This window comes from Peribacillus asahii (genome assembly GCF_004006295.1).
Classification (GTDB): Bacteria; Bacillota; Bacilli; order Bacillales; family DSM-1321; genus Peribacillus; species Peribacillus asahii_A.
Window position 1 is genome coordinate 2,252,240 of sequence record NZ_CP026095.1, and the last position, 13,218, is coordinate 2,265,457.

A 13,218-nucleotide genomic window follows, 5' to 3' on the forward strand; every position below is an offset into this window, starting at 1 on the left:
CAAATCCAGCTAATAGAAGTTCTTGCTTATTCCATAAAGGCCTAGTCACAGGGTTCCTGCTCTAGTCCGTCAGATTACTTCCAATTAAAAGGGATTTCTTAATTGGAAGTGTTTTTCCCAGTTATCTTGATGGTTCTCCATTTTTGAATTTATACTATTAAAAAACATGTAAATTAGAGGGAGAACCGGTGAAGAAAAATTGGAATGAGGAAGAGCTTTTAGCAGACTTTGTATTAATGCCAAACGAATTACATTTATCTATGGTGAATAAAACAGATGCAAACCGTTTGGGCTTTGCATTGTTATTAAAATATTTCCAACAAGAAGCTAAATTCCCAAGTAAAAAACAGGAGATTCCAAAAGTAATTGTTAAATACATAGCTAAGCAATTAGATATTTCACCTGATAGCTTTGACGATTATAGCTGGGGTGGAAAAGAAAAAACATACACACGACACCGCAAAAGCATACGGGATTTTTTCGGTTTTCGGGAACTCACATATACAGATAATGAACGTTTTGGGCAATGGTTAGAAGAGCAAGTTCCGCTTACACATGATACAGACTATTTAACAAACCAAGCATATAGTCTTTTTCGTAAGTGGAAGGTTGAAACGAATGATTGATTCTGCCATTGATACGTTTGAAAAGCGTTTCTATCAGGAAACCTATCAGCAATTATCTCCTGAGACATGCGCTCGTTTAGATGCTTTATTAGAATCCCATGATAAAGGGGAATCTAACGAAGGAGAAAGCGATATTTTAGCTTTTCGGCACCTACTTTCTTCTCCTCGTAAACCAAGTGTCAATACAATGGATACGGAAGTTAAGAAATTATTGGCTATTCGACATCTTCAAATTCCGGAAGGTTTATTTCATCAATTGACTCCAAATTTAATAAAGAAATTTCGACTCCGTGCAGCTACTGAGACAGTAACAAAATTGCGTGCACACCCAACGCACATCCGTTACACCTTACTTACTATCTTATTTTGGCATCGTCAAGCTGAAATCATCGATTATTTAGTTGATCTGTTAGATGAAATTATTCTTAAGGTCGGAAATAAAGCGAAGAATTCAACCCGTAATGAGGCCGTGGCAGAGTTAGAAAAAGTACAAGGAAAAAGCAAACATATTCTCAACTTATTAAAAGCAACGGTTGATCATCCAGATGGCATCATACAAGATACTTTATATCCTATTGTAAATCCTTCCACCATTAGGGATATCATTAAAGACATGACGAGAAGTAACCGGGAGTACAAAGAAAAAATTTATATAAAGATGCACTCTTCCTATCGAGGGCACTATAGGAGATCTCTCTGCAACATCTTAAAGAACCTTACGTTTAGGTCCAATAATCTATTTCATCAACCGACCATTGAAGCTCTTCAACTTATTCAGGAATACAGCGATAGTGGCCAACGTTTTTTTGCGGTTGGGGACGAAGTTCCCATTGAAGGAGTCATTCAGCCCAAATGGAAGGATATTATTATTGAAACAGATAGTAAGGGGATAGAGAGGGTTAACCGAATCAATTATGAGATTGCTGTTTTACAATCTCTTCGCACGGGGCTTCGATGTAAAGAAATTTGGATTGAGGGCGCTGACCGATATCGAAACCCCGATGAAGATCTACCTCAAGATTTCGAAGAGCACAAAGATGAATATTTTCAAGCACTAAAAGCTCCACTCGATGTAGAGCCTTTTATCTCAGACATCAAACAATTAATGAAAGATAAGCTCCATTTACTGAATCAAGGGTTTGAGGATAAAAGCAATGACAAGGTTGCCATTACCAGTAGGAATAACAAGGGGTGGATTCGTGTTACTCCACTAGAAAAGCAACCTGAACCTCCACATTTATCTATGATTAAACAGGAGATTAGGGACCGTTGGTCCAATATCAATCTCTTAGATTTATTAAAAGAAACAGATTTTCTTACTGGATTTACTAATCACTTTAAAACTACAGCCGATCGGTCTATTTTAGATCAAGAAACCATTCAACGTCGACTTCTCCTATGTTTATTCGGATTGGGAACTAATACAGGGTTAAAGGCTGTTTCTGCTGGAAACAACCTAGATAGTTATCGTGAACTCCAATATATTCGTAATAAATTTATTCATAAAGATCATTTGCGAAAAGCTAATGCAGAGGTTACCAATCATATCATTTACCATCGAATGAAAGAGGTATAGGGAGAAGCTACTACTGCCTGTGCTTCCGATTCGAAGCATTTTGGATCCTGGGATCAAAACCTTCTTACCGAATGGCATCCTCGTTATAAAAGACATGGGGTCATGATTTACTGGCATACAGATCGAAAGTCAGCGTGTATCTACTCTCAGCTCAAAACTTGTCTCTCCTCTGAGGTTGCAGCTATGATGGAGGGGGTTCTTCGTCACTGTACAGACATGGAAATAGACCGAAATTATGTAGACACACATGGACAAAGTGTCGTAGCTTTTGCCTTTTGTCATCTGCTTGGTTTTAAACTGATGCCACGCTTCAAAAATATCGGTTCTCAAAAGTTGTATCGTCCTGAAGCCGGAATGAATGAGAGGAGTATCCTCACTTACAGCCTGTTTTAAGTCGGCCCATTAATTGGGATCTCATCCGTCAACAATATGAACAAATCATTAAGTTTGCGACTGCTTTACGATTAGGAACCGCATCAGCAGAAGCCATTTTAAAGCGATTTACAAGAGATACGAAGCATCCAACTTATCTAGCTTTATGTGAATTGGGAAAAGCAATCAAAACCATTTTCTTATGTGATTATTTACATTTCGAGGAAGTACGTAGGGAAATTCATGAAGGATTAAATACTGTTGAACAATGGAACTCTGTTAACAGCTATATTTTTTATGGAAAAAACAGTGAAATTCGTTTCAATTCTTTAGATGATCAAGAAGTTTCTACATTATCGCTCCAATTGCTTCAAAACTGCTTAGTTTACATCAATACCTTAATGGTTCAAGAGATTCTCTATAATAACAACCAATATTGGCTGAAGAAAATGGCTCCTGAAGATTTTAGAGGATTAACGCCCTTGTTCTATAACCATGTGAATCCCTATGGAACCTTTCAACTCAATATGGATCAGCGAATCCCTATTAAGTTGAAAGTGTCATAGCTTTCATCATTTTTGTTCGGAAAACCAGCTAATATTTTGTCATGATATTAGCTGGTTTTTGCATTGAATACTTAGATGCGAAAAGACCGCAATCCTTACTAGGGGTACAGCCAACATTTCGGAAATTTTGTACGCTAAGCAAATTTCAATCTAAAAAAGCCGATATCCTTAAAGGAATCGACTTTTTTATTACCCACTTCCTTGTTCAAAATGATTAAAAAGAACAACAGCTAAGACCCATTCAAAATTAAACTATGGATTTCTATTTACCCCTAATTTTTTTAATTACAAATACTAAAAATGCAAACAGTATTACAAATATTATTATTTTCATTTATATTCACCTCAAAATAAGAAGCTATAAGTTTTTCTTTGAAAAGATTTTGATTGATATAATCATTGAAATTAAGATAATAAAAATAGATATTACAAAAGGCATCCAAACCATTACTGTTTGAGGTAGTGGTAAGTGAAAACTGATATTAAAATTCATCGATTGGTACCATTCAATAATAGTAGGTAGTATAAATGGAGTTAAAAATATCAAAATAAAAAAGATATACTTTGTTTTTTCATAGCCAAATTTAGTTTGAATAGGTATTAATATTCCGAAAAAAACAGAAATGATCAAAAGAGCTATTCCTATACTATAAATATTTAATCTTGCTAACCCTGTAGAAGAACCAATTGCTGCAGCAAGGTTAAATAAAAGGAAACACCCAATAAAAATCACAAGGACAAATAGATATTTTGCTTTAATGACACCATTACGAGTATGTGGGGTTGTACAAAGAAGTGCTGATCCCCTATATTTATCCTCTTGCATCGAAACCATATTAAATAAAATATATTCCACAAATAAGGAAGTAATAAGAAAGCTTGTAAAGCTTCCATTACTAAATCCTAACCTAGAATAAATAAATATTGGCCCTACAACTGCAAAAATAAGCATAAACAATAGATATTTTTTGGCTAGAATGAAATCCTTTTTGACAAGATGAAATAACATTTTTATCCCTCCTTTACATAGGCTAACATTACATTTTCAATGGAAGGCCTTTCTATTAGACAATCGTTCATTTGTTCACGTACTACGTCTAATTTATCGGTAATTCCTTCGAAGCCAACTGCTGTTTGGCGCAAACTTAAAAATAATTTTCTTGTATGTTCATTAATTAAACTATTATCTCCTTTTACCAAAGCGTGCCTATCCAGTAGTTCATCTTTACTTTCGTTGAATATGATTCTGCCTTTATCGATCAATATAAGCATGTCAGCTACTTTATCTAAATCAGAAGTTATATGAGTAGAAAAGAATACACTTTTTCCGTCCTCTTCCATGAAGTCCAAAAGTATCTCCATTAACTCATTACGAATTAATGGGTCAAGGCCACTTGTTGGCTCATCCATTATCAATAAATCAGCATGATGAGAAAGAGCTAAAGTAATGGCAAATTTCATTCGCATACCTTTCGATAAGGTTGCAATTTTTTGGTTTAATTTCAAATTAAATCGATTGATATACTTTAAAAAAACAGATTCATCCCAGTTCGTATATGCAGGAGCAATAACACTTTTCATTTCTTTCAATGTCATATCTTCATAAAAATAGCCTTCATCTAAAACTACCCCAATACGATTCTTTATTATGTACTCATTTTTTTCTATTTCTTTGCCAAAAAACTTAATGCTACCTTCGTCCCTTGGATAGAGTCCAAGTATAGTTTTTATAGTTGTTGTTTTTCCGGAGCCATTAATTCCGATAAATCCAGTTATACAACCTTCTTTTAGTAAAAAGTCCACTTTATCTAAGCTGAAAGTATCTAACTCTTTCTTTAAGTTTTTCACCTCTAAAACAGCTGTCATCACTCATCATCCTCTTCAAAAATGATATCCATCATTAAATAAAGTTCTTCTTTATTTATTCCTAGAGTTTTAGCCATTTGCCACGCCTCTGAGAGCTTTTTTTCGATCATGTGCCTTTTAGATTCCGACAACATCTCTAAGTTGTCGGATGCTACAAATGAACCCTTTCCAACGGTTGTTACAATAAATCCTTCCTTTTCTAATTCGTCATATACTCTTTTTGTTGTAAGAACACTAACATGTAAATCATTTGCTAATGAACGAATAGACGGAAGTTTTTCACCTTCTTTTAGTTCCTGACGGAGAATTCCACCCTTAATTTGATCCTTTATTTGTTGATATAACGGTTGTTCGGAACCATTTTTAATAATTATTTTCATAGAAACCCTCTTTTTTTAACTGTATATGTCCTTGATATACACCATATACATAATATACAATTATTATAACTTAATTTCAATTATCAAGAAAAAGATAATTTCTTAGGATTAATCCAATTATTGTAAAGGGCATGTTTAGGAGTTAATGAACCATAAACGTCCGTTTATGGGGCCCGTGATTACTTTAGCTGAAAACTACATTTTTTCATAGATTCGCAGTTCCAAAACTCATTACCAAAAACAAAGTTACATTTTTAATCACTAACACCCTTTTTGGTGCTAATATGGGGTTATAGACAACTTTTAGTAGGTGATGAATGATGATTTTTGGTTACGCTCGTGTGAGTACGGAGGAATAAAATTTGGATATGCAAATTGATGCACTTACACAATTTGGAGTCGAAAAGATTTATAAAGAAAAATTGACCGGAACCAGAAAAGATAGACCTCAACTCGAAGAGCTTCTTAAAGTTCTACGTAGTGGTGATAAAATTGTTGTATATAAACTCGATCGTATTTCACGTTCTACAAAACATCTAATTGAACTCAGTGAATTATTCAATGATTTAGGAGTAGATTTTGTTTCCATTACGGACAGTATTGATACTTCAACTGCTATGGGGAAGTTTTTCTTTCGTACAATGGCAAGTATTGCGGAATTAGAACGAGATATAATTAGTGAAAGAACAAAATCTGGTCTTCAAGCAGCAAGATCCAGAGGAAGAAAAGGTGGCAGACCCACAAAGAAAAAGGACAAAGTTGAAATGGCGATTAAAATGTATAGGAGTAAGGAGTATACAATCAATCAAATTACAGAAGCAACGGGAATCAGTAAAACCTCTCTGTATAGATACATAGACAAAGCAAATTAAATAAAACTCCATTTTATGTAAATTATCTGATGGATTAGAGCAGCAACCCTGTGACTAAGCCATAAATGGGCGCGATTGTGGTAAACGACTTTATTGCTAAAGCATCCTTTATGAAAAAATTTATGAACAGTTCCATATCAATAATAAATTTATTGTTTCACTGATTAAGACACCTATTGATTTGATAATAATTTATTTCACCTTTAAGTTATATTTCTTAATAAAAATTAAGTTGAGATATAAGATTTTAATTCACATAAGTGCTTTTATTGTTGGGTTTGTAATTTTAGGGTTAATACTTAATCAAATAGTTATGTGAAATCTAAGGTTCAACGAATGATTTCTTCTTAAACTAAAGGGTGCAAGAGTTGAAGATGGAGGTTGTTTTATGAATTGGAATTGGAATGAGACCGCAATTAACCTTCCATATACTTTTGATAATTTGAAAGAATTGTTAAATAACATTTGCAACAAGAAAAACAATTTCTCACAATACGAGTTTGCAAAGTGGTGTGATAACCTAACAGTGGCTTTCGATGACGATGAGGCTGATGATTTGAGTGAAAGAGATGAATTAGCATTTTGTGTTGCACGAGATATAGAATGTCAATGGGATTTATATTTAATCAACACTTATTCAGATAAAAAATTACGAACGTTGGACTTATCTCAAGTTTCTTTACCACAAGAATGGTTTCTTAGATGGTTTGAGGAATTGAATAATTTCTAATCTTTGTTAAATTAATCATTCTTTTTGAACTACCATGAAAATAAGTTTCTTTAATAATGAAAAATGACAATACTTAAGAAGACCCTGCTCAATCGTTTAAAAAAAGAGGAGAGCGTTAATTAATTAGTCTATGTATTAGGGTTGACTGGATTAAGGTCAGTATCAGTATTGACACTTCCCAACTATTTTCATTCTTTGTGGTGAATCGCCGATTTTTGCGATTCATGGATGGCTAACGGGGGCGATGTTCCAATAAGGGGGATCGCTTTTTCTTATTGAAGTAACGGGCAGGTGTGCGGCCGAGCTTAGGTCGTGTCATATAGCGGGTGGGATTCCCGTCGAGTAAGAACTAGCCATTCGCTCGTAGCGTGTCTTGGAGGGCTAAAGGTAACTTTAGTCTTTAAGCGTAGACAGTTAGGTAGCGGGCCGAAAGCCAAATGGTTGAAGGGATTGAGCTCCATAATGTTAGTAATTGGAGAGGGCTGATGCTTTACCTGTAGCAGAAAGCTACATTACATTCTTCGCAAAAGGCAAGAAGAATGACACCTCTCTGGAGTCAGAGACCTTGGCACATTATACATTGATATGATACGGCAACTCGGGAGACCCTACCGGTCTTTTCCTTTTTTTAGAAGAGTATGGTGTACAAGCGATAACAAGTAAGGAAACCAAATGCCGTGTAGGAAGTCGGATAGCAGCGTAGTACCAATGAAGTTGGGTAATGCCGATGGAGGAAAGGTTAGCTACCAGTTATCACCCTTACTGGGGACACATTTACTACACACAGAGGTAGGGATAATAAATGGAAACAAAACTACTAAGGATAGCAGAATTAGCAAAATCTAATCCTAAAATGAAATTTACATCCCTTTTACATTTATTAAATGAGCAATCACTAATTCAATGTCATCATGAGTTACCAAATAAAAAGGCAACTGGGGTCAATGGTACAACTAAAGAACAATACAATGAAAATCTAAAAGAAAACGTAGAGGATTTAGTAAATAGGTTTAAAAGCAAAAGTTATCGTCCTGTTCCAGTAAGGAGAATGTATATTCCAAAGCTAAATTCAGATAAGAAAAGACCGTTGGGAATACCAGAATATGAGGATAAAATTGTCCAAAAAGGCATTACAAGGATACTAAATACCATCTATGAGAATGACTTTCTAGACTGTTCCTTTGGATTCCGTCCAAACCGTAATTGCCATGATGCTTTGAAAATACTGAACTATTACATTGAAAAGAGGTCAGTAAACGATGGGAAATTGGTTATTATACGGGGCGGATCATTGGTTAGCGATTTTATATAGTAGGATGCATGAGTATCTACTTACTCGAACCATTCTTCATGCGGATGAAACAACCTTCCAGGTGTTACGTGAACCTGGTCGAGCCGCAACTACCAAGTCTTATCTGTGGTTATACCGTACTGGACGTGATGATATCCCGATTGTTCTCTATGATTACCAACCAACAAGAGCAGGTGAACATCCGAAACGCTTTTTAACAGGATATCAAGGATATCTACAAGTGGATGGATATAGTGGGTACAATAAAGTACCGAATGTCATTCTTGTCGGATGTTGGGCGCATGCCAGACGTAAATTTGATGAATCCTTAAAGGCTTTACCCCATTCACAAAAGGGGAAAAAGATGAAGGCGACCGAAGGTCTGCACTTCTGTAACCAACTCTATTCGATTGAAAGAAAGCTCAAGCATGTCGATTCTATGGCACGGTATCAACAGCGACTTGAAAAAAGCAGGCCCATTCTGGACCTTTTTTCAGCATGGCTTCATAAACCAAAAGACCGAGCCCTACCCAAAAGCGCTCTAGGAAAAGCCATCACTTATTGTTTGAATCAATGGAATCACCTTGAAGCTTTTTTATTGGATGGCCATTTAGAAATCGATAATAATAGAAGTGAACGTTCCATTAAACCGTTTGTGATTGGGAGAAAAAATTGGATGTTCTCGAATACACCGCGAGGTGCTAGAGGGAGCGCCATCATGTATAGTGTCGTTGAAACGGCAAAAGAGAACGGTTTAAGTCCTTATCATTATCTTCGCTATTTATTTGAAACGCTACCAAATATGGATGTAACGAATAAAGAAGAAATAGATCAAGTCTTACCTTGGTCAACGGATTTACCTTCCATATGCAAGGTGCCGATAAAAAGGGAAGTAAACAAAAAGTAGTCCTGAAAACACAATTTCCATCGTGTATTTGGGGCTACTTGACGTTTACATATATGTTGGAACATTTAGCAAAAATCTTTCTCCAGCCTTACGAATGGGCTATCTGGTGCTTCCTCAAGCTCTCATTGAGCGTTGTAGAAGCCTTAAATGGTTTCATGACCTTCACACACCCTCATTGAATCAAATGCTCCTTGCACGTTTTATTGAAGAAGGACTAATGGAACGCCATATTCGTAAAATGAGAAAAGTTTATATGAAGAGGCGGGAAGTATTAAGGAGAGCTTTGAATCATAAGTTTGGACAATCAGTGAAAATTTTGGGTGATTCTACTGGACTACACCTCATAGCGGAATTTAAAGGGGGTGAGTTTACAAAGGAGTTAATAGAAAGACTCTATCAAAGTAACGTCAAGGTGTATCCCGTAGAACACCATACTATTCAAAAAGGTAGACACGTAAATAAAGTAATATTGGGTTATGGCAATTTAAGAGAAGAAGAAATAGAAGAAGGGGTTTGTAGATTAAGGACAATAGTCCAAAAGCATTAGGCGTTTACTGAATGAAAAGGAAATATGGTGACAAAAACCTTAATAATTTTTTGTTTAACATATTTCCTTTTTAAATTATTATTTGAATAACTGGTCAATCTGCTCTTGGTCATAATCTAAAATCCAATCATTTAGGTCTTCATAAAGCGAACGTAAATCCTCTTTATTTGATGCAATAACATCACAGCCTCGGTCATCATAGAGGTGATAAATCATTTTTCTTGTAACATTAACAAAGTAAATATCTATTCCATTTCTGGGAAATCCCTTTAAAATTTGAGATGGGTGTGGAAAGTCTTCGTAACTAATAGCAGTTAAAAGTGGTTTATAACGAATGTCGCTCTTTTTACAGGGCAGAACAAATCGGTGTGTGACGATCTCTTCATAATCTTCAAAAACACTTGGTAACATCCTGTATTGTAGTTTTAGCCTTAACTCCTTATCCTTTATATATTTTTGGTAGACCTTTGTTGGTCTCTTTTGTAAGAAGCTATCATTCCTCTCACAATGAATGTCGGTGATTAGCAACATTTCATCCCCATCACTAAAAACTTTATTGAATATACTATTGATTCTTTCTTCGATTTGCTGAAGATTGCTCTTATCTTCATGCTCTACCCAAGGTATAGAGATTTCAAAACGGATTCCGTATTCCCATGAATAAAATAGGGGCGGTTTTAGGGTTAGATTATCAAAATGCTCTTTCATGAATTGGGATAGAAAGTTTATCATATTGTTCCTCCAAATAATATATGGTTTATAATTGCGTACTTTGTAAAAATAGTGTTAGAGATACTATTGGTTTAGGAGATGTGTATAAATGTCAGAGACAAAATTGTTCACAGCGATATATATTCCAGAAACACCATTTGTAAATGGAGTATTAAAACCCAAAAAAACGAAGAAAAATAACTTTGAATTGCTGGAAAGCGAAAAAATAGCGGATACTCTTTATCATTTTATTTATAAAAAGGATGAAAAACAAATAAACAGCTATTATTATATTGGGGATTTAGAGGATGTCTTAGAAAGATATTTGTTAGTGGAAAACACTGATTTATATGATGACTTTGTTTCGCAGTTTTGGGGCGGTGGACAAAGGTATTGGGAGGTTAATATGGACACCTATTTAGATGTTAATTGCCCCGAAGGAATACTTGAACAACTAAACAAAGCATATAACAATCATTTTTATGAGGAAGATGAACCTATGCCTCTATGCCATTTTTTTGGACAGCAAATGTGGCATGATAACGCATATCTTATTGCCAATCGTATAGCTTTAATCGAATTAAGAGAGGCCATTGACATTGCCTTGAAACATGGAGAAACGAGATTAGGATTATCTCCTTCTGATGGTGAAGGTTATGATTTATTTATTAAATGTGTAGAAGATGATTTTGAGTGGGAAGAATTAGAAATGCCATATCATGATAAAGAAATTTATGAACCAGATAAATCGGTTGAGATTCCCCCATATAAAGTGTTTAAAAAATATAAGCGATTTTTTAGTTGAGGTGAATGTTTTGGAGTCTTTTCCTAATGAACTCGATTTTATCTCGTTATTTTGTGTTGAACCAACAAAGTTAGACCAAGACTCGCCTTTTTTTTATAATGAATCAACTTTTGTATTTGAGAACCAGTCAGAGTTGTTTACTGTAAAGGTTTCGCCAAGTTACAATGAGTTTGTTTTAGAAGTCAAAAGTAAAATGAATGGGGAACTAATTGCTTACCATTCATATAAAACTGTAGGGACAATAGAAATATTGAACGACAAAAAAGATCCAGCTAAAATACTCCTTATTCTCGATTATGATAGAGACCGATACATTACTACAGTAGAAATTACGTTTCGACCGAAGTTTACTTTTATTATAAAAGAGCAAAATGTTGAATAAGTCTGGAAACAGTTATTCAAGGTGGAAGTGATACTTCAATAACTGGAGTGTCGCTTTTTATTGCATTAAAGAGAATAGTTTAACAGGAGATGGTATTAAAATTAACCAGGAGAATGGAATGGTGGATTTAATATATGAAATTTGAATATAAGTTTGTTTCTCGTTGGGTTGTAGATGGGTTTATTGAAATAAATTCTCAAAGGTCTTCATTTAATGGTGTTACTTATGTAACTGACTGTTTAGGTGATTTACTTTCTGCACTTTTGCATCTAAATGTGGATTGCATTTCAAAAGATGATGGGTTAAAAACAAATACCAGTTGCGAGTGGAACAGTGAACCTTATATTACCACTTGGAATTTCACCTTAAGAACAAATGGAATGTTACATGTAATTGTTACGAATGACGGTAAGGAAGAAGATGAAGATATAGTAGACATCGATACAGAATGCCCCTATGATTCCTTATTAGAAATAATCGTTTTGGAAGTTGATTCTTTAATTAAAAAACATGGAATTGTAGGATATAAAGAAAATTGGGATTATGAGTTTCCTCTGAGTACGTTTCTAAAATTAAAAAACTATTTGATTAACAAAAAGCCCTATTTATTAAATGAAATAGGAGATGAATATGGTGAAATAAAGATAAGTAATTTGCATAAAGACATTGAGTTATTTTTAAAATAAATGGTTGCTTTTCAGAAATAGGTATTCCTTCTGTAATGTAAATAAGCCAACGCTTGTTCAACTATCTGGTGCAAGAATTGGAGAAGGTTGAGCTGTTGACTCAGTTCTTTTTCTAAAATACCTTGACTATTTTTGTTGACTAAATAAAATGCTGTAGAGGCTTTTTGACAAAAGGAAATGGATGTGAGGAAAGTGAGAATATATCATATTTCTTGGTATCCAATATTGGTTTTTATGTTTTCTGGATTGATTATTTTATTAATAAGTTTTCTGGATGTAAAAGCTATCCCTGAACATCTATTTGTTTTTATTATGGGACTCATTTTTTCATTTGTACTTTTAGGATATTCTTTTTATCTATGGAGAAAAAAGAAGCAAGGTAAGGGATTTTCCTGGGATGATAAGGGAATTGTCACTGACATTCTAAAAGATTACCTTAAACAAACTGGGGCATTGATCCAAGAATAATCAATGCTCTTTTTTGTTAGCTAAAGGTCTACATTACTGTAATAAAAGGAATAGAAAAGATAAGTTTGTGAAATAATGTACTTAAACTAAAGGAGTGCGTTAGTTGAAGAAGAATTAAGTGAAATTATGAGTAAGGTCAGACTTTAGTTATTCAATTAAAGGGCCGATTGTGGAGCACACAAGTAGAGAATGATCAAACTTTTTATGAAAAATGATCCTATTGAATATATTAAGAGTGTGTTTTAATCAATCTTTTTAAAACACGCTCTTAATATATTCGTATATCAATATTATTAGTTTTTTATTTGATCAAACATTGTTCTAAAGCAACACAAAATAAGGGTTAAAAACTTTTTTATTCATTTTTGTATCAACTTTTTTGTCTCGTATACAGTCGAAAGAGGAATGTACCAACTTTCCTGTCCATTTTATA

At 34.4% G+C, this 13,218-nt stretch carries 12 protein-coding genes and 2 pseudogenes; 10 read left to right on the forward strand and 4 right to left on the reverse strand.

Translation table 11 applies throughout. From position 1 onward, the window contains the following. Nucleotides 1–188: 188 nt before the first annotated feature. A pseudogene (locus BAOM_RS10875) lies at nucleotides 189–3,140 on the forward strand (Tn3 family transposase). Between the two features lie 358 nt (nucleotides 3,141–3,498). On the opposite strand, the gene BAOM_RS10880 reads toward BAOM_RS10875, so the two are convergent. Genes BAOM_RS10880 through BAOM_RS10890 form a run of 3 tightly spaced genes read right to left on the reverse strand, consistent with a single transcriptional unit; the run spans nucleotide 3,499 to nucleotide 5,386 of the window. After that, nucleotides 3,499–4,149 carry an ABC-2 transporter permease gene (locus BAOM_RS10880; protein ID WP_127760304.1) on the reverse strand — a complete coding sequence of 217 codons (651 nt, stop codon included), beginning with the start codon at nucleotides 4,147–4,149 and terminating at the stop codon, nucleotides 3,499–3,501. 2 nt (nucleotides 4,150–4,151) lie between these two features. Next, a complete protein-coding gene (locus BAOM_RS10885; RefSeq protein WP_127760305.1) occupies nucleotides 4,152–5,006 on the reverse strand; it encodes an ABC transporter ATP-binding protein in 855 nt (284 codons plus the stop codon). After that, nucleotides 5,006–5,386, reverse strand: coding sequence for a GntR family transcriptional regulator (locus BAOM_RS10890; RefSeq protein WP_127760306.1), 381 nt, complete (start codon nucleotides 5,384–5,386; stop codon nucleotides 5,006–5,008). The genes BAOM_RS10885 and BAOM_RS10890 overlap by 1 nt, the downstream gene beginning before the upstream one ends. Nucleotides 5,387–5,754: 368 nt before the next feature. Between BAOM_RS10890 and BAOM_RS10895 the strand changes: the two genes are divergently transcribed. From BAOM_RS10895 to BAOM_RS10915, 5 genes and pseudogenes are all read left to right on the forward strand, one after another. After that, nucleotides 5,755–6,258 carry a recombinase family protein gene (locus BAOM_RS10895; RefSeq protein ID WP_127762536.1) on the forward strand — a complete coding sequence of 168 codons (504 nt, stop codon included), beginning with the start codon at nucleotides 5,755–5,757 and terminating at the stop codon, nucleotides 6,256–6,258. Between the two features lie 388 nt (nucleotides 6,259–6,646). Then, on the forward strand, nucleotides 6,647–6,988 hold the full coding sequence (locus BAOM_RS10900; RefSeq protein ID WP_127760307.1) for a hypothetical protein: 342 nt from the start codon (nucleotides 6,647–6,649) through the stop codon (nucleotides 6,986–6,988). 1,048 nt (nucleotides 6,989–8,036) lie between these two features. Then, nucleotides 8,037–8,300 carry a reverse transcriptase domain-containing protein gene (locus tag BAOM_RS24985; RefSeq protein ID WP_252283518.1) on the forward strand — a complete coding sequence of 88 codons (264 nt, stop codon included), beginning with the start codon at nucleotides 8,037–8,039 and terminating at the stop codon, nucleotides 8,298–8,300. Further along, nucleotides 8,245–9,186, forward strand: a pseudogene (tnpC, locus tag BAOM_RS10910) (IS66 family transposase); the annotation flags it as partial. The gene BAOM_RS24985 and the pseudogene tnpC, both read left to right, overlap by 56 nt. 22 nt (nucleotides 9,187–9,208) lie before the next feature. Beyond that, on the forward strand, nucleotides 9,209–9,733 hold the full coding sequence (locus BAOM_RS10915) for an aminotransferase class I/II-fold pyridoxal phosphate-dependent enzyme (protein ID WP_373995327.1): 525 nt from the start codon (nucleotides 9,209–9,211) through the stop codon (nucleotides 9,731–9,733). Nucleotides 9,734–9,811: 78 nt separating this feature from the next. Here the strand turns inward: BAOM_RS10915 and BAOM_RS10920 are convergent, their stop codons facing one another. Further along, nucleotides 9,812–10,465 carry a DUF3885 domain-containing protein gene (locus tag BAOM_RS10920; protein WP_127760308.1) on the reverse strand — a complete coding sequence of 218 codons (654 nt, stop codon included), beginning with the start codon at nucleotides 10,463–10,465 and terminating at the stop codon, nucleotides 9,812–9,814. A gap of 88 nt (nucleotides 10,466–10,553) precedes the next feature. Between BAOM_RS10920 and BAOM_RS10925 the strand changes: the two genes are divergently transcribed. The 4 genes from BAOM_RS10925 to BAOM_RS10940 all read left to right on the forward strand — a co-directional run bounded on the left by BAOM_RS10925 (nucleotide 10,554) and on the right by BAOM_RS10940 (nucleotide 12,785). After that, nucleotides 10,554–11,249, forward strand: coding sequence for a hypothetical protein (locus BAOM_RS10925; RefSeq protein ID WP_127760309.1), 696 nt, complete (start codon nucleotides 10,554–10,556; stop codon nucleotides 11,247–11,249). A 10-nt stretch (nucleotides 11,250–11,259) separates the two neighbouring features. Continuing rightward, complete coding sequence (locus tag BAOM_RS10930; RefSeq protein WP_127760310.1) at nucleotides 11,260–11,631, forward strand: hypothetical protein; 372 nt, start codon at nucleotides 11,260–11,262, stop codon at nucleotides 11,629–11,631. A gap of 134 nt (nucleotides 11,632–11,765) precedes the next feature. Next, nucleotides 11,766–12,317, forward strand: a complete 552-nt coding sequence (locus BAOM_RS10935) for a hypothetical protein (protein WP_127760311.1) — start codon at nucleotides 11,766–11,768, stop codon at nucleotides 12,315–12,317. Between the two features lie 192 nt (nucleotides 12,318–12,509). Continuing rightward, nucleotides 12,510–12,785: a hypothetical protein gene (locus BAOM_RS10940; RefSeq protein WP_127760312.1), complete on the forward strand. Its 276-nt coding sequence runs from the start codon at nucleotides 12,510–12,512 to the stop codon at nucleotides 12,783–12,785. The last annotated feature ends 433 nt before the right edge of the window (nucleotides 12,786–13,218 follow it).

Coding starts and splice junctions, on each gene's coding strand:
- BAOM_RS10880 (WP_127760304.1), bottom strand. CDS start 4,149: ATGTTATTTCATCTTGTCAAAAAGGATTTCATTCTAGCCAAAAAATAT.
- BAOM_RS10885 (WP_127760305.1), bottom strand. CDS start 5,006: ATGACAGCTGTTTTAGAGGTGAAAAACTTAAAGAAAGAGTTAGATACT.
- BAOM_RS10890 (WP_127760306.1), bottom strand. CDS start 5,386: ATGAAAATAATTATTAAAAATGGTTCCGAACAACCGTTATATCAACAA.
- BAOM_RS10895 (WP_127762536.1), top strand. CDS start 5,755: ATGCAAATTGATGCACTTACACAATTTGGAGTCGAAAAGATTTATAAA.
- BAOM_RS10900 (WP_127760307.1), top strand. CDS start 6,647: ATGAATTGGAATTGGAATGAGACCGCAATTAACCTTCCATATACTTTT.
- BAOM_RS24985 (WP_252283518.1), top strand. CDS start 8,037: ATGTATATTCCAAAGCTAAATTCAGATAAGAAAAGACCGTTGGGAATA.
- BAOM_RS10920 (WP_127760308.1), bottom strand. CDS start 10,465: ATGATAAACTTTCTATCCCAATTCATGAAAGAGCATTTTGATAATCTA.
- BAOM_RS10925 (WP_127760309.1), top strand. CDS start 10,554: ATGTCAGAGACAAAATTGTTCACAGCGATATATATTCCAGAAACACCA.
- BAOM_RS10935 (WP_127760311.1), top strand. CDS start 11,766: ATGAAATTTGAATATAAGTTTGTTTCTCGTTGGGTTGTAGATGGGTTT.